An 18,666-nucleotide genomic window follows, 5' to 3' on the forward strand; every position below is an offset into this window, starting at 1 on the left:
GAGTAAAATGGTCATGCTTACATGCAATACCTATGCCCAAACTCATTCAAACACATACTTCAGGCATATTGGTTGATACAAATCTGTAACATAAATGAAATAATTTATAGATCAACACCCAGAAATAAACGGATTTATACGAAAACATTAGTAGGCTGGAGGTGGTAAAGGTTGATCAAACGTCTTTTTCACAAAAATGACGCCTCCCTGGACGAACAAGTAGCGTCAGCAAAAGAGGGAGATGACGAAGCAAGAAACGAAATGCTCAAGCAGTATCAACCTTTTATCGCCAAAAGTGTTTCTGAAGTGTGTAAAAGATATATAGACCCTGCCAGAGATGATGAATTCAGTATTGGGCTGCTCGCTTTCAATGAAGCGATTCAATCCTATTCTTCGAACAAAGGAAGTTCCTTTCTATCCTTCGCCCGTCTTGTAATCAAACGGAAAGTGATCGACTACATTCGTAATGAGCAGAAGCGTCCACCTGTCACCTCTCTGGATGAGGACTTCCATGAGGAGGAGCAGATGGAGAATCCATTGGAAATTTCCGCAGCCAGAGAGCGGCATCAATTGGAAACGGAAGCCTGGCACCGCAGGGAGGAAATCCTTGAATTCCAGCAGGAGCTGGAGCGGTATAAGCTTTCTTTTGAAGAATTGATTGAAGTCTCTCCCAAGCATCGGGATGCAAGAGAATCAGCGGTTCAAGTGGCCCGGCTCGTTTATGATGATGATGATCTGCGCGCACAGGTACTTGAAAAGGGCCGCCTTCCTATTAAGGATTTAGTCGACCGTGTGGATGTCAGTAAAAAGACATTGGAGAGAAATCGGAAGTTCATCATTGCTCTCGTTCTCATTTTCAAGGGGGATTATATATATCTTAAGGACTATTTGAAAGGAGTGGGCATGTGAAAACAGGCATTGTCATGGAGCGTAAGAAAGAGTATATGATTGTCATGACGAATGAAGGCCGCTTTTATCGAGCTGTTACGATTGCTCAAGCAGAAGTGGGGACAGAAGTGCAGTTTCAATCCATCCCCTCAAGTAAAGCGGCCCGGCAGTGGTCACAGATGCTGCAGTATCGTTATACAAAAGCCGTCGTGGCGGCTGTGCTTTTTCTAATGGTTTTAATTCCCGCATACTCCTGGCATGGCAGCAACCAGGCCTTTGCCTATATGAATATAGACATCAACCCTAGTGTTGAACTTAAGTTGAATGATCGAATGCAGGTGCTCGACATCGAGCCGAATAACGCGGAAGCGGAGGAAATTGTCACCCTTCTTTCAGATTGGAAGAAGGAAGATGCTTCGGATGTAACGATGGATTTGATTCAAGCGAGCCGTGATCACGGTTTTGTAAGTGAGGGGAACCAGGTGCTCATCGGCATCAGCTATCTGGAATCAGATTTTGATCACCAATACTTAGAAGAAATGGAAGGTACGCTGAACGACAACTCTAAACAGATGACTGTCGCGGCCTACCTTATTCCGGACGAATGGCGCAGAAAGGCCAAGGACGACGATCTTTCTGTGAATAAATGGATGGCGGAGCGGCTCACGGATGAGGAGAATCTGAACGAAGACACAGAGAATATCCCGGAAACCATTGATGATACGGACAAAGAAATCATACAATCCTTTTATCAGAAACCGGCATCTCAAGGGGAAAAGGATACCAGTGAAACTTCTGACGATTTTTCTGACTCAGCACCTGTCCATCCAAAAGTAGAACCGCAGAACTCGATGGAGCGGCAGTCTCCTGGGGACGATCTGGAAAAAGAGCCGGAGCTTCTTCCCGGACAAGCAGAATTCGACCTTCGTCATGAAGACCAGTCTTCCCGCAGTCCCGCTACCGGTGTTCACGGGGATGATCCTGTCCCAGAGACCTTTCCATAAAAGGCATGGCTTGTTGATAAGAAAGTATTCCATGTGACTGAAAACACTCCTGATTTATGGGGAGTGTTTTTTTATTGTATTTTGAGTGAATATAGAGGTAGTGTGAGTAAAAGGAGGAATAATGATGAGTAAACCGTATCTGGGTGTAAAAGACGGCCGTCTGGCAGAATGTCCGTCATCCCCCAATTGTGTGTCCACACAGGCCGGCCAGCAGGATAAAAAAATGGACCCCCTTCCATTTTCCAAAGACCTGGAAACCTCTAAGCAGGTCATGAAGGAAGTGCTCCATCAGATGGAGAGAACGACGATTGAAACGGAAACAGAAAATTATATCCACAGCATCGTCCAGTCGAAATGGATGAAATTCAAAGATGATGTGGAATTTTACTTTGATCAGGATGAACAGGTGATCCACTTCCGTTCTGCCTCCCGTACAGGGTATTCGGACATGGGGGTCAACAGGAAGCGGATGAACAGCATCTCAGAACATTACGAAAGCATGAGGAGGAAATAGACGATGGATTATGACTATCAGATTGCGGTGATCGGGGGCGGGTCAGGGGGCCTTACCGTCGCCGCAGGAGCGGCAAGCTTCGGGGCAGAAACGGCTCTTATTGAAAGAAAACCAAACCTTGGAGGCGACTGCCTTCACTACGGGTGCATGCCGTCCAAAGCCCTCATACAAGCTGCGAAGGAGGTCCACACGAGTTCTCACTATCAATCCTTCTCTAATGAAGACTACGATCAGCTTTTCAGTGGAGCGATGGAGCGTGTGGCTGAAGCGGTGGAGGATGTGCAGAACCATGATTCCAAAGACCGTTTTATCGATATGGGCATCGATTTGTATGAAGCAGAAGCTGTCTTTCAAGATCCGCATACACTCCGCGTAGGCGACAAGACGATCACGGCTAAGCGGATCGTGATCGCGACAGGTTCCTCCCCCTTCATCCCGCCGATCCAAGGAGTGGATGAGGTCGATTACTTAACGAATGAAACCATTTTTTCTCTGCGCCAGCGGCCGTCATCGATGGTGGTCATCGGCGGCGGGATTATCGGTATTGAACTCTCCCAGGCCATGAGCCGTCTTGGTGTAGATGTAACCGTATTGGAAGGGAATGATACGATCCTCGCTAATGAGGATGAGGAAATTGCAGGGATCGCTCAGCAGACAGCTGCCCGGGAAATGAGCATCTTGACGAATGCAAAAGCGGACCGTATTGAAAAGACGCAGACCGGAGTCAAGGTCGTCTATACAAAAGACGGTGTGGAAAACACACTTGAGGCTGAACAACTTCTTGTTGCGACAGGAAGAAAGGCGAATACCGGTAGTCTCGGACTGGAACATGCGGGAGTGGAGACAGAAAAAGGAGCGGTTACCGTCGACGCTTCCTTAAGAACGTCCCAGAATCACATTTACGCCGTCGGCGATTGTAACGGGTCGATGCCGTTTACACACGTCGCCGGAATGGAAGGCAAAATCGCCGTGTCCAACGCTGTGCTGGGTCTTTCCCGGAAAGCTTCCTATGAGAAGATTCCATGGGTGGTGTACACGGCACCGGAAATTTATCATCTTGGTTTAACAGAAAAGGAAGCAAAAGAAAAATACGGCGATAACCTGTTGACGTTCAAGACGAAACTGGAAAATAACGACAGGTTTATGGCGGAACGGAACACGACAGGCGTAGTGAAAATCCTGACGACCAACAGAGGACGCATTGTCGGGGCCCATGCGGTCGGCGAAGGGGCAGGTGAATGGATGCAGGAAGTAGGAACCGTACAGGCGCTGAATAAAAAGTTCCAATCGATTTCCAACATCATTCACCCGTATCCCGCGCGCAATAATGTCGTATCCCAGACATCAGACCTTTATTGGAGGGAGAAGTTGTTCGGCAGCCGGGTCAATGATTTGATTCAATGGTATGTGAAAAAATGGCGTTAAAAGAGCGCGGACATGACATCCGGACCCTTGGGAAACAAAGGGCTGCCTGCATGCCTGCGATACAGCATAGCTTTTTCGCGCCATGATCCTCGTACCATTTCTTTTACGGCTTCAGGAGGAAGACGAAAAAAAGCTGTCGGGAAATATTCGACAGCTTTTTTCATCGTTTTATTGATTCAAGCGTTGACTCTGATCACCGGCCAGCCCATAAAAGAACATATGGGTGATTTCCTCTGTAAAGGATGTAATCGATTCATCAAACAAGTGATCCGCCGACTGCAGAGCCTGATAAAAAGCGTTGATAAAGAACAAAATCGATCGGAAAGAGACATCGGGATGTACGTCTCCTTCTTTTTTTCCCTGTTCAATGAGTTCCATTAAGAGCGGGATGGTTTCATTCTGGGTAAACGATTGAACAAACTCCTGAATTCCAGGATGATCTGTGAGAACGGTTTGCAGGAAGCCTGGGTCCAGGTGCAGAATATTTTCTTTCTTTTCCAATATGACATGGTTGATTTTATCCTTGAAGCTCCGGTCAGGGTCCCGTACAATAAGCCGGAACTGTTCGAACCGCTCGTAGAAGAACTTTTTGATCGTTTCAAAGACGAGTTCATCTTTACCACCGAAATAATTGTAGATGGTCACCTGGGAGACCTGGGCTTTTGCTGCGATTTCCTGAATGCTGACCTTCTGTACTCCATATTCAGCGAATAAGGAGAGGGAAGCATCGAGGATGCTGCGCTTTTTTCTTTCCTTCCGCTTTTCAAATCCATTCATCGGCCACACCTCTTCCCGTACATCATACATCGAATTATGAACTGTTTCAATTCATATATTTCAAATCAGAAAGCCTTTGTGAATCTTCTGTAAAAAAGACGCGGGCATTGGGGATGGTTTGATATGATGAAAATATGGAAAGAACAAGAAATGGGAATCATGAAGGTACTTAAAAGGGGGAATGGATCATGAGAAGAAATACCGCAGCCGTCATAACCGAAGCGGCAGAAGGCATGGGAAAAGAGGCGGCGCTTCAGCTGGCCGCCGAAGGTGCCTCCCTTGCTGTAACCGGTTATTCGGAGGATATTTTTCTATTTAAGGAAGTACTGGAGCAGAAGGGAGCTGGACGTGTTCTTGCGTTTCAGGCGGACGTCACAGAAGAAAATGATATGGAACATGTTGTCCAGGCTGCCAGGAATGCCTTTGGGAGGGTGGATGTCCTTGTTACCCATGCCCGTTTTGAGGACTCCGGTTCGTTGGAAAGCGTCACGGTCGAAGAGTGGCAGCGTACCTATGAGCGGAATGTACAGGGGATTTTCCTTCCTGTAAAGGCGGTGTTTCCAGTTATGAAGAAGCAGGGGGCAGGAAAAATCATTACGGTTTTTCAACACCCTGTCCGGCAGAAGTCTGTCCTTAACTCTTCAGGGTTGGCGGCGGTCGAAGCATTTGTCCATGCTGTTATGGAAGAAGCTGGTCCCTGTCAGGTTCAAACAGGTATGGTGCATGTTCTGGATGATGTGGAATGGACAAAGGAGTGGGCACGTGCGTTCACAACAGTGTTGGATGACACATCACCGATGGCCGTCCAGCGGATCGGGAGCGTAGGTACAGACGTGGAATGAGAAAACCGCAGAAGTGGATTCTGCGGTTTTTTTTATAAAGAAAAACTTTCGATTGTTGTCGTTTGAGCATGATCGATATAGCTGAGCAGGGCTTCGTGTGAATGGAGGCGGTCTTTGTGCATGCTCGGGTAGTAACAGGCATGCAGAAAAGTTTCAATTTTTTTGGACAAAAATTCATCATTGGTCCGGACCATAAGGACAAGCAGATCATCCCACTGTCCCCATATCATATAGTGGAGAGCTTTATCATAATCGTACGTATTCATCGCTGACACTTCCTTTTGAAAGAAGTGTTTTTAGTATCTCCACCCGCGGTCATCCCCACACTGAAAGATCGTCACAGTTCTTCCAGACTCGACATAAAAATGCGTTTTTCTTCCGCAGATCCATGGAAATTTTGTTATGATGGAATGGAAAGTTTTTGCTATATCTACGGAGGGAGACGTTCGGATGTCGGAGAAACAGCAGCTTTATGCGCATACGGGACTTCTTGCCGCCTTCAGCCTATTCTTATTCCTGAGCTTTGTCACAGCTGAAGCCGACAGTGTCCAGAGAGTCATGATTACGATTAGTGAAGTGATTGGATGTGCATCCCTCGCAGGAGCCGCCATTTCGCTGTATTACATAAAAAGCAGCCGGCGTTTTATGATTCTGGCCATTCTTGCTTTCCTGGCGCCCTGGCTGGTTTATGGAATCGGATATGAAGTGGGATGGGACGGTGATACTTCCTATGTCTGGGTGTGGTTCATCAGCCTGTACCTAATGCTTGTGGGTGGTTTTATCATCCTCAGGATGAGCTATAAGAAAACGGAGGAAATCTTCAAACTTGTACCAGCGTTTTTAATGTTTGTTAATGCTATTCTTTTCGTATACCTTATCTTTATACATATATGGTGGAGTCTTCCTTTCGTTTGAAAGAAAACCCAGGTCCAAAAAGGATCTGGGTTTTCTTATGGTTGATTTTACAACCGCATATTTGTGTTTTGGACACACATACTAAAAGCAATCGGAAAGGAGGAATACCAATGAAAATCAAGACACTTGCCCTTGGGTTATTAGCAGCGGGTTCTCTTGTCGCCTGTCAGGCGGAGCAGGAAGCCGGCAATGACGGTAACTACAATGGGGTTGAAAATACAAGTTTTGAGCGCGAGGCCGACAACATGTATCAGGAAGGCCAGAAAGCGAATCAATATGACAATGACCGAGGCATGGTCCACAACACGAACTACCATGTGGCTAAAGATGCCGCCAACCGCATTATCAAAAATGTGGACGGGGTGGATCGCGCGTATGTATTAAAAACACGTGATAACGCCTACGTCGCCGCTGAATTGGATAATCCAAAAGGAGATAAAAATGAGGTCTCCGATAAAATGGAAAAGCAGATCAAAGAAGCGGTAAAAGGCTCCGATCAGGATATTAACAACGTGTATATTTCCACAAACCCTGATTTCGTCGATTTGACGAACAACTATGTGGATGATGTTGAAAATGGCGAACCTGTGCAAGGGTTTTTCCGTGAATTCGGAGAAATGGTCGACCGCATATTCCCCGATGAACGTTCCTAATGGGTATACCAGCTTCCTTTTTGGGGGAGCTGGTTTTTTATGTATAAAGGCTGCCTGCCGGTGTTTTCTGTTAAGCTGTAGAAAAACCTATTCTGGAGGGAAGCCTGTGATTCAAACTGCGGAAAGAGATGATGCCGGACGTTACAAAAGGTTGATGGCAGAACTTGAGGAAGAGACAGACTTCCTGCTTTATGGCAGGGATGAACGCACGTGGACACTCGATCGTGTGGAAGGAATGATTCAACATTGCAGAGAACATCAAGGATCGCTGCTCCTTCTTTCTGAAGACGAGTGGGGGCTGAATGGGCATGTCACGGTATTTGGAGGGGCAGCTCCGAGAAACCGCCACTCGGCAGAGATCATTACAGGGGTGAAGAAAAGGGTGCAGGGAAACGGAGTGGCCGATGAGCTGTTCGGATATGTGGATGCATGGGCGCGGGACCATGGAATTTTGCGTCTTGAGCTGACTGTGATGGTTCGGAACACAAGGGCTGTCCGGTTTTATGAAAAGCATGGATACATAATAGAAGGAAGAAAGCAGAGGACACTGATGGTGGACGGGCAGCTTCTGGATGAATACATGATGGCTAAAATTCTATAGCGGGTGGATATAACATGCCCGTAACCTTCATGTTCGCTCTTTCCTGTTCATATAGTAAGGTAAGCGAAACTGAAGGAGGGGGCATCTTTGAAACCAGATGACCAGAAAAAGCTCGAATACGCGATCCACGAAATTACGGAAATCGCCAAAGGATTCGGGCTCGACTTTTACCCGATGCGTTATGAAGTCTGTCCTGATGATATTATTTATACATTTGGTGCCTATGGTATGCCGACGCGGTTTTCCCATTGGAGCTTCGGAAAGCAGTACTACAAAATGAAACTGCAGTATGACCTCGGGCTCAGCAAAATTTATGAACTCGTCATCAACTCCAACCCCTGCTATGCGTTTTTACTGAATTCCAACAGCCTGATTCAAAATAAGCTGATTGTCGCCCACGTTCTTGCCCACTGTGATTTCTTTAAAAACAATGCCCGTTTTCAAAATACGAAAAGGGACATGGTTGAAAGCATGGCTGCCACAGCGGAACGGATTGCTGCCTATGATAAACTCTACGGCAAGGAAGAAGTGGAGTCCTTCCTGGACGCAGTCCTGGCGATCCAGGAACATATCGATCCCTCTCTCGTAAGACCGAAGCTGGCATGGTCGGTGGATGATGAGGAAAGCAGTGGAGAAAAAGCGCTGCTTACGGAATATGATGACTTATGGAATATTGATGAATCCTCATCGGAAGATCAGCCCCGTTTTAAAAAGAAAAAGAAGTTTCCGCCTCGTCCGGAGAAGGACTTGCTCTTATTTATTGAACAGTACAGCCGGGAGCTTGAAGACTGGCAGCGGGATATCCTGACAATGATGCGGGAGGAAATGCTGTATTTCTGGCCCCAGCTCGAAACGAAGATCATGAATGAAGGATGGGCCTCGTACTGGCATGCGAGAATCTTACGTGAAATGGATCTGACCAGCGACGAGTCGATCGAGTTTGCGAAATTGAACGCAAGTGTTGTCCAGCCTTCAAAAACCCAGCTCAACCCCTATTACTTAGGTTTGAAGATCTTTGAAGATATCGAGGAGCGCTATGACAATCCTTCAGAAGAGATGAAAAAGCACGGCGTCGTTCCAGGGACGGGACGCGAGAAGATGTACGAAGTCAGGGAGATCGAATCCGATCAAAGCTTTATCCGCAACTATTTAACGAAAGAGCTTGTCCGCCGTGAAGATTTGTACCTGTTCCAGAAACAGGGGCAGAAATATAAGATTACGGATAAAGATCATGAAGCGGTCCGAGATCAGCTTGTCACAATGAGAGTCAACGGGGGCTTTCCCTATTTAACCGTGCAGGACGGAGACTACGTGAAAAGCGGAGAGCTCTACTTGAAGCACCATTATGAAGACGTGGAGCTGGACGTCAGTTACCTGGAGAAGACGCTTCCTTACGTGTATCAATTGTGGGGACGCCCGGTGCATATGGAGACGAAAGTGGAAGGGCGCGATGTCATCTTCAGCTACAGTGGTAAAAAAGTTCAGAAAAAATATGTGTAAGTGTAAAACTGCTCTTGAAAAAGGGCAGTTTTCTTCATGAAAAGGGCGCTGCATCTGCTATAATAAGGAGATAATAAAACGTTTGCAGAAGGGGTGGCATGATGCGTAACGTCCGTCTGGCAATCATAGGTTTTCTGGCTGTCCTTACGCTTGCGGTCGTGTTTTTCTTTGACAACCGGGAATTGAATGGTCTTACGAAAGACCGCCTGTATCCGATGATCGACGAGCCCACGCAGCATCCTCAGGCGTTAACGAGCAAAGTCAGTGATCTGGGAAACGGCATCCTTGTTACGAAACTTTACAGCCGTAATGATTCGACAGGGCTGTATTTCGGGATGTGGTACAGAGACGGAGGCGCCCTGATTGACCAGAACGACGAGGAATGGCTTCTGGAAGATGGAGAAATTGAATTCCTCGTTAAAGCTGTAGATTCCAATGGGACGACGTATAACGCAGAAACCGAGGGCATTGTGCAGGGCACCTTCTCCACATTCCGTTATGTGCAGTTTGATGACTTTCATTATGATGAATCGCTGGAAGACCTCCATGTAGCCTTTTATCCAATGAAAAAGGAAGAAGGGGAGCGGACTCCGCATCACCTTCCCGTGGTGGAAGCGGTTATTGAAATAGAACCAAACATCCAGTAATGGCGGCGCATACCCTGATGTTAGAAGGTCCAAATCCTTCTGTAACAAGGGTGTGGGCCGATATTTTTCGTGATACAGAAAGATTTAAAGAAGATAGAACAAATGGTCCGCGTTTTCTGTTAAACTAGTTCTTAATCTGTTATGGAATGCTGAGGAGGTAAAGAATGACGATTTATAACCATATTTTGACACAGGATGATTTTGTCGGACAGGATGAGCTGAGCTATCCGTTTGAAGAACGCGGGCTGCAGTTCGGGGATGGTATTTATGAAGTCATCCGTATTTACGGCGGCCGTTATTACTTAATTCATGAGCATGTGGAGCGGTTATATCGTTCCGCAGCAGCTATAAAGATCCAGGTTCCTTATACGAAAGAGGACCTGTATGCCAAACTTGACGAGCTGCTGGAGAAAAACCACGTCACTGGTGATGCCAAGGTTTACCTGCAGATCACAAGAGGTTCTGCGCCAAGGGATCATGCCTTTCCGGATGAGATTGAGGCGAACCTTTACGCTTATGTGAAAGATCTCCCAAGACCTGAGGAGAAGTTGAAAAATGGCGTAACCACCATTACACATGATGATGTACGCTGGGACTGGTGCTACATCAAGAGTCTGAACCTGCTTGGAAATGTTCTGGCTAAACAGGCAGCTAAAGAGAAGGACAGTTATGAAGCCATTCTTCATAAAGATGGGGAAGTGACCGAATGCAGCTCCTCCAATGCCTACCTGGTCAAGGACGGAAAGGTCTATACCCATCCTGCTAAAAAGAACATTCTTCACGGCTGTGTAAGAATGCGTGTAGAAGCTTTTTGTCAGCAGAAGAACATCGAGTTCATTGAAGAAACATTTTCATTAGAAGATCTGCAGGACGCGGATGAAGTCTTCTTATCGAGCAGTACTTCTGAAGTTATGCCGATTTTAAAAGTGGATGAGCTGATCATCGCCGATGGAAAACCGGGGCCGGTTACACGGACACTCCAAAAGTGCTATGAACAGGATGCAGGACTTCCGGAAGAGGCCTGCCTATTCTCCACAGCAGCAGCGGAATAAATAAAAACAGCCGGCAGCCGGAAACGCTGCCGGCTTTCTTTGTGTGCTGTGGTTTCACGTATGCTATAATGCAGATGAAATCAAGGAAAGGGGCGGAAATCGTGCCGAATGTAAAGCTGGATTTAACGCAGGACCAATATGAAAAGCTTGTAGAAGCGGTGTTTCTTGGAACATGGATGGTCAACTCGACAAAAATGGAGCTGGATGAACAGTTTGAGGACGTCCGGGAAGCCGTTCTGTCAAAATATAAAGAAGGCGGTCTGGAAGACAAGGTTACGCACCATGAACAGCTGGGAGTCCATGATCTTGATGTGGACTATGAATCCAGACTGATGGATACCCATGTCGAGGAATATGATGAGTTCAGCTTCTGGGACAAGCTGGTGGAAAAGCTTTCAGAGAGAGAACTGACGAACATCTATGGTCCGCTTGGAGATAAACTCACAGATGAGCAGATGGAGAAACGGATGGAAATCGAAGAAGAAATCGGACGGAAACTTGAAGAAACAGGTGTTACTCACTTAACTTTTGAAAAATAACCGCCCAAAAAAGCGTGATGAGAGCATCACGCTTTTTGAGCGGCTTGTTTCTCGGAATCTGACCAGAGCCTGGCAATGGGGCGGGCCCACTGGAAGGTCCATTGAATGAGCGGGCCAAGCAGAATCGCCACAATCAACGTGCCAAAGCCTACTGGTGCCCCCAGTAAAAAGCCGATCAACGCCATGCCGGATTCGGAAAAGATCCGGATGGAGCTTTTGGACTGATTGGTTTTCTCGTTCATGATCATCATGAAATGATCGAGTGGGATACGCGGGAACGGGGTCCGGAGGTATACCGATATCCCGACAGCTGTGGCGAGGAGGCCGAGGCTGAATATGCCCCACTGGCCCCACCATACCTGTACATCCAGTTTTTCCAATGATCCGTATAAAAACAGATCAAGGGTACGGCCCCGCAGGATGATCGGAATTAACGATTCATACTGCGGCCGTTTCCGTTCAAGACGCGCATTGACGAGAAGAAGGATGATGAAGGCGGCAATCATCACGCTGCCGACAGTGACAGGTAAATGCATCGACAAACCAACGGCAATGCTGTCCCCCGGTCCTACACCGAGGCCGGATTTTATAATCAGGGCAAGGCCGAGGCTCGACACGACCAGGCCCGCAACGTAAATAATGAAGAGAAAGAAATACTTCATGATCGGCTCCTTTGCACGAACACATTTGCTTTGTTCATCATATCGCTTGAAAAGTTCGATGTAAAGAGAGCCGGCTGTGGAAGAGGGAGAGGATGATCGGTTCCCTCTATCCTATACAAAGAAGAAGGAGGATACGACATGAAATATGCAGTCATTACCGGAACGTCCCGAGGACTCGGGGAAGCGGTGGCAGAAAAATTCATAAAACAGGGGGTCCACGTCTTAGGGATTTCCCGTTCAGGAAATGCAAAACTGGAGGCACAGAATGAGGAGAAAGCTGGAAGTTTTGAGCACATTAAGGCAGACTTGAATGATCCTGCCGATTTGAAGAATGTTGCAGATGTGGTAAAGGAAAAAGTTTTTCATGAACAGACGGAATACGTGTACGTCGTCAATAATGCCGGTGTCGTAGAACCGATTGAAACAGCAGGAAATCTTGATGCTGAAGCAGTGCAGAAGCACATGCAGATTAATGTGACAGCTCCGATCCTGCTTATGAATGAACTGCTTCCGGCAGCGTCCGAAGCCGGTGTCAAGCTTGGCATCGTGATGATTACGTCCGGAGCTGCTGAAAAGAGTATTCACGGCTGGAGTGTGTACAGCAGTTCCAAGGCTGCATTGAACCGTTTTACAGAGACGCTTGCTCTTGAGCAGGAGGGCAGCGGCCATACGATTCTAGCCTTTAGTCCAGGGGTCATGGATACGGATATGCAGCAGGAAATCCGTTCTTCCAGTGAATCCGCGTTTGCGGATGTGGATAAATTCAAAAAGATGAAGGAAGAAAATGTCCTGCGTTCTCCGGAGGAAGTGGCTGAGGTACTCATGAATCTACTGGGTCAGGAAATCACAAACGGACAAGTGTACCGCTTATACGACCTCGTTAACTAACAAAAAAAACACCCTTGTACGGGTGGTTTTTTTGTTAGTTAACCAGTGAGAGTTGTCCATTTGTCGTGCAAAGGGTCACATTCCGCTTATTGGTGGATGAATGTTGCGGGCACCCCTCCGCTGACTTGGTCAGGAAGGTCGCCTGCCCAAGTGGATCTTCGGCCCGTGCTGTTCCCGGAGGCGTCACCACCGTGCGCTACACGTGATCCCGGGGCGGAAAGGGATTGGTGCTCTTCTGATGGCTGTGGAGAACACTTCACAGCTTTAATACACGGTTTTTCTATCCGTGGAGACGGATGTTGACCTGGCTTTTTTCAGCGTGTATTTCTACATATCCTCCGATGGGAAAGGTGAAAATCGGGCTGGTGTGGCCGAAATCAGCTTGAACAATGACAGGGAGGTGAGCAAGCTCCGGTTTGCTTTCAATGACAGCAGTCAGTGTATGAAGATCCATATTTGAAGCCGTTTGGAACCGGCCGATCACAATCCCCTGCACTTGATCAAATCCAGGCAGGTGAATGAGGGACTGCAGGTCGCGATCAAAGGTTTCTGGATTGGAAAGCTCATCATCTTCCAAGAAAAGAACCGTACCGGCAAGCTCCGGCATAAAGGAGGTTCCCTGCAGCAGATTGAACGTACACAGGTTTCCTCCGATCAACGTGCCGGATGCTTTTCCCTCATGAATGACGACGGGGCCCTGGTTAGGGAGGAACGTACGGTCATCCTGATCAAGGTACCACGCATCATCACTCCAATGCGCAGCTGGTTCGATGTTTACAGGGGCGTTTGTTGTTAACATGATCCGGAAATGCTCCAGCGTATAGTCCAGACCTTTTTCCATACCGAAAGTAGAAAAGTGTGGGCCGCTGTATGTGACCAGTCCTGTTTTATGGTAGATGCTGTTGGCCAGTGCTGTGATATCCGAATACCCACAGAAAATTTTGGGATGGGCTTTGATTAAATCATAATCCAAACGATTCAGCAGCTGGTTGCTGTCGTATCCTCCCAATGTTGTAAGCACAGCTTTAACAGAAGGGTCCTTAAACGCTTCATGAATATCCGAGATTCTGTGATCCACAGGATTAGAAAAAAGGGTCGGTGCTTCTGCTGCATATGTGCTGAAGCTTACTGTAAACCCCATGTCTTTGAAGCGTTGGAGAGCGAGCTTCTGCTGTTCGGGAGCGACGATGGACAAGCTTTTGGCTGGAGAGATGACCCGTATTTCATCCCCCTGTTTTAGTTTTTCAGGTATCATCAGGAGCCCTCCTTTTACGAATCACTTAAATATATCAAAGGAATCGGAAGGTGTCTATGATTTGTTAAAATTTTGAATCTTTAAGGAAAGCTGATTCGTAAAGAAGAAAGAAGGAGGTGGAGAACATGTGGGAAACCATTCTCGGACTTGGGGGCGTCCTTATTTTTTTCACCATGGTTATTGTCTACCTTATACGAAATCCATTAAGAAAGCAGCAAAAGCCCAGCCTGCATCAGAAAAAACAGGATGCCTCGTTTTACGCACCTGGAATCATGGGAGGAGACAGCGGTGATGCAGGAGACAGCGGGGACTGATCCACAGCACAGAAAGGACGGAGCGCAGCCGCTCCGTCCTTTTCCTGTTTATGAGGCCTTCGCCTGTTTTTTTGCTTCTTTATTGTTTTTCAAAAACATGTAAAGGGAAGCACCAAATATAGTGAAATAACCAGCAACACTCAGAAGGTCTGGAATCTGGCCGAACAGAAGAATGCTGATCAGGGCCGAATAAACAACCGTGGAGTAAAAGAAGATGGAAATTTCACGGGCAGGAGCGAATTTATAGGCAATCGTCAGACCAAACTGGCCGAGCGTCGCGAATGCACCGGCACCCAGCAGGTAGGCCCACTGCCTGGCTGTCATCGGTTCATAAAAAGCGATCGTGAACGGCAGCAGGGTGATCGTTGTGAAAAAAGAGAAGTAGAACACGATGGTGTAGAATTTCTCTTTATCCCCAAGGACGCGCAGCAGCGTGTAGGCTCCGGCAGCGAACACCGCAGAAAACAGGCCGGCCGCATATGGAATGAATTCAAGTGAAAATGCCGGCTTGATAATAAGGAGTGTTCCTGCAAAAGCTACGGCAATGGCGATAAGCTGGTACGGTCTCGTCCGTTCTTTTAAAAAGATGGCAGAGAAGATAATTAATAAAAACGGGCTCAGTTTATTCAGCATATCCGCATCGGACAAGACAAGGTTATCAATGGCGTAAAAGTATAGAACCATCCCGATGGTACCGAGGGCGGACCTGGAAAGCAGAAGCTTTTGATTTTCCTTCTTTCCGAACAGGCGCTCTTTATTATAGCGAACAAATCCAAAAGCGATGACAGCGGAAACGAGGTTGCGGAACAGTGTCTTCTGCACGGTTGGAACGTCACCGGACAGCTTGACTAAGGCAGCCATCATGGAAAAACCGAACGCTGATATGAGCAGTAATACAATTCCCTTATTACGATTTGTCATGGTTGATGTTCCTCCAGTTGTTCTTAGGTTGTTCAAAAACACCTTAACCATCCTAATACAAATCAAGAGGGATGAAAAGCAGAATTACTTCAATCCTAAAAAAGAAGAGGAGGTCGTGTATAATGGAGACAGACAAAATAGAGAAGGGACGATTGGTGTGATTTGTGCTCATCCCATCATTGTTAAAACACGGACGATCCGTAATAATCAACAGCTTTATGAGGAAAGGGAGGAAAGCCTGGAATTATATGAGGATTCAGTCGTATGCCCGGATGAAACATTCCAGCTTAAGGACGTCCATGATGTGTCCTACAAAGAATTTTCCCAGGGCTCCGGATTTCTTTACCTTCATACAATGAAGGGCGTGCGGACATTTTTAGTGAATGAACATCCCCGTGCATGGATGGAAGCGTTCAGGACAAACGTATGACGAACAGCAGAATACCGTTTGATCTGACTCCGTCGGATGATCATGGGATTCAGGTAACCGCAGAAGGGAGACGCCTCTATCTCCGTGAGGTTCTCCCGGAAGACTGGGAGGAATTCCATCCCTACGCTTCAGATCCGGATACCGTTAAATACCAGCCCTGGGGGCCGCATACAGAAACAGAAAGCAGATTTTTTGTCCGTCAGGTGCTGATTGATGCCAGGCAGAAACACCGCTCGCGGTATGTATTTGCGGTTGTGGAGAAAGGCGCCGATCAGGTGATCGGAAATATAGAGTTGAATATCAAGGACTGGGATGGCGTCGGTGAAATCGGCTTTATCATCCACCATCATTACTGGGGGCGGGGATACGCGACAGAAGCCTGCCGTCTGATGCTGGCGTACAGTTTTGACGTGTGTGGTCTCCATCGCGTCACAGCACTGAGCAGTCCGGAAAACAAAGCCTCCCAGCGGGTGCTCGAGAAAATCGGAATGGTTAAAGAGGGAACACTGAGGGAGGATATTTTCGTGAAAGGCGCTTGGAGGGATTCGGCCGTCTATGCGGTTCTCCGGAGGGAGTGGAAAAAAAGAAAAAGCAGGCATTGATTTTCATCAATGCCTGCTTTTCACTTGGCAGCGGCTTCTTCTATTTAATGATTGGATAGGGAAGCATCCGCTTTATGATGGACCGCCAGCTTTTTGACAAGCTGGGAGCTGTCTTTATTGAGCCCGGCGATTTCTACTTCTTTGTCCTGCTCTCTGAACTTCAGGACAAGTTTATCAATCGCAGCTACGGCTGAGTCATCCCACACATGGGCATCAGTGAAATCAATCCGGACCGTATCGGCTTTCACATTAAAGTCGAAATGCTTAAGCAGGCTGTCTGTTGAAGCGAAGAAGACTTGTCCGGATACGTGATAAACAATCCTGCTTGTTGTTTCCTCCACCTGTTCTTCGACGTGGACTTTGGAAATCTTGGACACAAAGAAGATCGCACTCAGGATGACACCAGCCAGGACGCCTTTGGAAAGGTCATGGGTGTAAACAACGGTTCCAACGGTTACTACCATCACGACCGTGTCTGTGATCGGTGTTTTATGCAGTCTCGTCAAGGCACTCCAGTCGAAGGTTCCCACGGACACCATGATCATAATACCGACAAGCACAGCCATTGGAATCTGCACAAGAAGGTCGTTAAAGGCAATAATCAATGTCATCATGAAGACACCGGCCACCAGTGTGGATAATCGTCCGCGTCCTCCTGAGGAAACATTGATGACCGATTGTCCAATCATCGCACATCCGGCCATTCCGCCGAACAGACCGGAAACCACGTTGGCCATGCCCTGTCCGCGGGCTTCTTTGTTCTTATCACTTACGGTATCTGTCATATCATCGACAATCTGAGCCGTAAGCAGTGACTCAAGTAGTCCTACAAAGGCGAGAGCAAGCGATATCGGGAAAATGATCTGCAGCGTTTCAAAGTTTACTGGAATATCAGGTACAAGGAAGATGGGAAGCGTACTTGATAGTTCTCCCATATCTCCAACGGTCTTAAAGCCGGCTCCTGTTGTTACGGCAATAATCGTCATAACGACGATGGCGACAAGCGGAGATGGGACAGCTTTTGTAAACCTTGGCAGTAGATAAATGATAGCAAGAGACCCTGCAACCATGGCGTACATAGCAAGACCTGCGCCCTCAAAGTGAATCAGCTGGGACGAGAAAATCAAGATGGCCAGGGCGTTTACGAAACCGATCATCACCGATCTCGGGATGAATTTCATGAACTGTCCGATTCTTAAGGCACCAAGAATAAACTGCAGGATACCCGTCAGAATAGTGGCGGCCAGCAGGTATTCAAGTCCGTGATCCTTCACAAGCGTCACCATAAGCACAGCCATCGCTCCTGTTGCGGCCGAAACCATTCCAGGCCGTCCCCCTACAAAAGCAATGACAACAGCGATACAGAAGGAAGCGTACAATCCTACCATGGGGTCGACTCCAGCGATGATAGAGAAAGCGATCGCTTCAGGAACAAGGGCCATGGCGACGACCATACCTGAAAGCACATCGTTTTTTACGTTTCCAAACCATTGTTGTTTTAATGTTTGTGTGTTCAATTGCGCACCTCTCTCTTAAATTTTGTCTGTATTACCCTTGGCAATACGTAATTCCGGCAAGAACGTTCAGATTATATCACCTATCGAAGGAATTACATAACCCCATGTAAGCGCATAAATAAACTTTTTTCTCTTTTATTCTTCAAATATCTCTATGAAACTCTTATTTGTCTGTAGGCGGAATTTTTTCTGGATGGAGGGTTCCAATATGTGGGAGATGGTGCGTGTCTTCAATTATTTACATGGGCTTCACAATCCATGGTAAAATGATGAAAAAGAAGGGGGGAGCGGTCATGTATAAACACATATTGATCGCGGCCGATGGGTCCGATCATTCCATACGTACAGCAGAACGAGCGGCAGAGCTTGCCGGGCTCCAGATGGGGGCAAAGATCACCATCATTTATGTGGTCGATGTCGACCAGTCTAAAACCGATGTCCTGACACAGGGAGACAAAACAGTGATCGATCAGAAGCGGAAAGAAAGACTGGAGCCGATCGAAGACGTCCTCCGCGGCAAAGATATCTCTTATGAAATTGTCATCCGTCATGGAGAACCCGGGCCAACCATCGTTCATTACGCCAATGATCATGCCTTTGATATCGTCATTATCGGCAGCCGGGGATTGAATGCTCTCCAGGAAATGGTTCTTGGCAGTGTCAGTCATAAGGTGGCTAAACGGGCCAAATGCCCCGTTATGATTGTGAAATAAAAACAGG

The 18,666-nt window shown here is 47.2% G+C and carries 23 protein-coding genes; 17 read left to right on the plus strand and 6 right to left on the minus strand.

Features of this window, described 5'->3' with window-relative positions:
• The first annotated feature begins 171 nt into the window (after positions 1-171).
• From sigI to ACXAJH_RS15305, 4 genes are all read left to right on the plus strand, one after another.
• Entirely contained in the window at positions 172-909 is a 738-nt protein-coding gene (gene sigI, locus ACXAJH_RS15290; protein WP_474967737.1) for an RNA polymerase sigma factor SigI, read from the plus strand.
• The gene (locus tag ACXAJH_RS15295; protein WP_474967738.1) at positions 906-1,892 is read left to right on the plus strand and encodes an anti-sigma factor domain-containing protein; all 987 of its coding nucleotides are present in this window, start codon (positions 906-908) and stop codon (positions 1,890-1,892) included. The genes sigI and ACXAJH_RS15295 overlap by 4 nt, the downstream gene beginning before the upstream one ends.
• A 124-nt stretch (positions 1,893-2,016) precedes the next feature.
• Complete coding sequence (locus tag ACXAJH_RS15300; protein ID WP_474967739.1) at positions 2,017-2,406, plus strand: DUF1499 domain-containing protein; 390 nt, start codon at positions 2,017-2,019, stop codon at positions 2,404-2,406.
• A gap of 3 nt (positions 2,407-2,409) precedes the next feature.
• A complete protein-coding gene (locus ACXAJH_RS15305) occupies positions 2,410-3,831 on the plus strand; it encodes a dihydrolipoyl dehydrogenase family protein (protein WP_474967740.1) in 1,422 nt (473 codons plus the stop codon).
• Between the two features lie 168 nt (positions 3,832-3,999).
• Here the strand turns inward: ACXAJH_RS15305 and ACXAJH_RS15310 are convergent, their stop codons facing one another.
• Entirely contained in the window at positions 4,000-4,608 is a 609-nt protein-coding gene (locus ACXAJH_RS15310; protein WP_474971898.1) for a TetR/AcrR family transcriptional regulator, read from the minus strand.
• Positions 4,609-4,796: 188 nt separating this feature from the next.
• Between ACXAJH_RS15310 and ACXAJH_RS15315 the strand changes: the two genes are divergently transcribed.
• Positions 4,797-5,450, plus strand: coding sequence for an SDR family NAD(P)-dependent oxidoreductase (locus ACXAJH_RS15315; protein ID WP_474967742.1), 654 nt, complete (start codon positions 4,797-4,799; stop codon positions 5,448-5,450).
• Between the two features lie 32 nt (positions 5,451-5,482).
• Here the strand turns inward: ACXAJH_RS15315 and ACXAJH_RS15320 are convergent, their stop codons facing one another.
• Positions 5,483-5,716, minus strand: a complete 234-nt coding sequence (locus ACXAJH_RS15320; protein WP_474967743.1) for a YhdB family protein — start codon at positions 5,714-5,716, stop codon at positions 5,483-5,485.
• A 184-nt stretch (positions 5,717-5,900) separates the two neighbouring features.
• Here ACXAJH_RS15320 and ACXAJH_RS15325 point away from each other — a divergent pair, with 184 nt between their 5' ends.
• From ACXAJH_RS15325 to ACXAJH_RS15355, 7 genes are all read left to right on the plus strand, one after another.
• On the plus strand, positions 5,901-6,365 hold the full coding sequence (locus tag ACXAJH_RS15325; protein WP_474971896.1) for a hypothetical protein: 465 nt from the start codon (positions 5,901-5,903) through the stop codon (positions 6,363-6,365).
• 110 nt (positions 6,366-6,475) lie between these two features.
• A complete protein-coding gene (locus ACXAJH_RS15330; RefSeq protein ID WP_474967745.1) occupies positions 6,476-7,018 on the plus strand; it encodes a YhcN/YlaJ family sporulation lipoprotein in 543 nt (180 codons plus the stop codon).
• Positions 7,019-7,124: 106 nt separating this feature from the next.
• A complete protein-coding gene (locus ACXAJH_RS15335; protein WP_474967746.1) occupies positions 7,125-7,619 on the plus strand; it encodes an N-acetyltransferase family protein in 495 nt (164 codons plus the stop codon).
• Between the two features lie 87 nt (positions 7,620-7,706).
• On the plus strand, positions 7,707-9,119 hold the full coding sequence (locus ACXAJH_RS15340) for a SpoVR family protein (protein ID WP_474994501.1): 1,413 nt from the start codon (positions 7,707-7,709) through the stop codon (positions 9,117-9,119).
• A gap of 98 nt (positions 9,120-9,217) precedes the next feature.
• A complete protein-coding gene (locus ACXAJH_RS15345) occupies positions 9,218-9,766 on the plus strand; it encodes a hypothetical protein (RefSeq protein ID WP_474967747.1) in 549 nt (182 codons plus the stop codon).
• A gap of 164 nt (positions 9,767-9,930) precedes the next feature.
• The gene (gene dat / locus ACXAJH_RS15350; protein WP_474967748.1) at positions 9,931-10,818 is read left to right on the plus strand and encodes a D-amino-acid transaminase; all 888 of its coding nucleotides are present in this window, start codon (positions 9,931-9,933) and stop codon (positions 10,816-10,818) included.
• A gap of 101 nt (positions 10,819-10,919) precedes the next feature.
• Complete coding sequence (locus ACXAJH_RS15355) at positions 10,920-11,357, plus strand: hypothetical protein (RefSeq protein WP_474971894.1); 438 nt, start codon at positions 10,920-10,922, stop codon at positions 11,355-11,357.
• A 26-nt stretch (positions 11,358-11,383) separates the two neighbouring features.
• Here the strand turns inward: ACXAJH_RS15355 and ACXAJH_RS15360 are convergent, their stop codons facing one another.
• Complete coding sequence (locus tag ACXAJH_RS15360; protein ID WP_474967750.1) at positions 11,384-12,019, minus strand: YczE/YyaS/YitT family protein; 636 nt, start codon at positions 12,017-12,019, stop codon at positions 11,384-11,386.
• 138 nt (positions 12,020-12,157) lie between these two features.
• Between ACXAJH_RS15360 and ACXAJH_RS15365 the strand changes: the two genes are divergently transcribed.
• Entirely contained in the window at positions 12,158-12,907 is a 750-nt protein-coding gene (locus ACXAJH_RS15365; protein ID WP_474967751.1) for a (S)-benzoin forming benzil reductase, read from the plus strand.
• A gap of 280 nt (positions 12,908-13,187) precedes the next feature.
• Here ACXAJH_RS15365 and ACXAJH_RS15370 read toward each other — a convergent pair whose 3' ends face one another.
• Positions 13,188-14,162, minus strand: coding sequence for a S66 family peptidase (locus tag ACXAJH_RS15370; protein WP_474994502.1), 975 nt, complete (start codon positions 14,160-14,162; stop codon positions 13,188-13,190).
• 125 nt (positions 14,163-14,287) lie between these two features.
• Here ACXAJH_RS15370 and ACXAJH_RS15375 point away from each other — a divergent pair, with 125 nt between their 5' ends.
• Positions 14,288-14,476 (plus strand): hypothetical protein, encoded by a 189-nt coding sequence (locus ACXAJH_RS15375; RefSeq protein ID WP_474994503.1) that lies wholly within the window; start codon positions 14,288-14,290, stop codon positions 14,474-14,476.
• Between the two features lie 48 nt (positions 14,477-14,524).
• On the opposite strand, the gene ACXAJH_RS15380 is transcribed toward ACXAJH_RS15375, so the two are convergent.
• Positions 14,525-15,397, minus strand: a complete 873-nt coding sequence (locus tag ACXAJH_RS15380) for a DMT family transporter (RefSeq protein ID WP_474967754.1) — start codon at positions 15,395-15,397, stop codon at positions 14,525-14,527.
• Positions 15,398-15,512: 115 nt separating this feature from the next.
• On the opposite strand from ACXAJH_RS15380, the gene ACXAJH_RS15385 reads away from it, so the two are divergent.
• Both ACXAJH_RS15385 and ACXAJH_RS15390 read left to right on the plus strand, forming a co-directional pair.
• A complete protein-coding gene (locus tag ACXAJH_RS15385) occupies positions 15,513-15,827 on the plus strand; it encodes a hypothetical protein (protein ID WP_474971890.1) in 315 nt (104 codons plus the stop codon).
• Complete coding sequence (locus ACXAJH_RS15390) at positions 15,824-16,429, plus strand: GNAT family N-acetyltransferase (RefSeq protein ID WP_474991313.1); 606 nt, start codon at positions 15,824-15,826, stop codon at positions 16,427-16,429. Before ACXAJH_RS15385 ends, ACXAJH_RS15390 begins: the two co-directional genes overlap by 4 nt.
• A gap of 44 nt (positions 16,430-16,473) precedes the next feature.
• On the opposite strand, the gene ACXAJH_RS15395 is transcribed toward ACXAJH_RS15390, so the two are convergent.
• Positions 16,474-17,946 (minus strand): SulP family inorganic anion transporter, encoded by a 1,473-nt coding sequence (locus ACXAJH_RS15395; RefSeq protein ID WP_474967757.1) that lies wholly within the window; start codon positions 17,944-17,946, stop codon positions 16,474-16,476.
• A 293-nt stretch (positions 17,947-18,239) separates the two neighbouring features.
• On the opposite strand from ACXAJH_RS15395, the gene ACXAJH_RS15400 reads away from it, so the two are divergent.
• On the plus strand, positions 18,240-18,659 hold the full coding sequence (locus ACXAJH_RS15400) for a universal stress protein (RefSeq protein ID WP_474967758.1): 420 nt from the start codon (positions 18,240-18,242) through the stop codon (positions 18,657-18,659).
• Positions 18,660-18,666 lie beyond the last annotated feature (7 nt).

It is taken from the genome of Halobacillus sp. ABD4_316 (assembly GCF_056161385.1).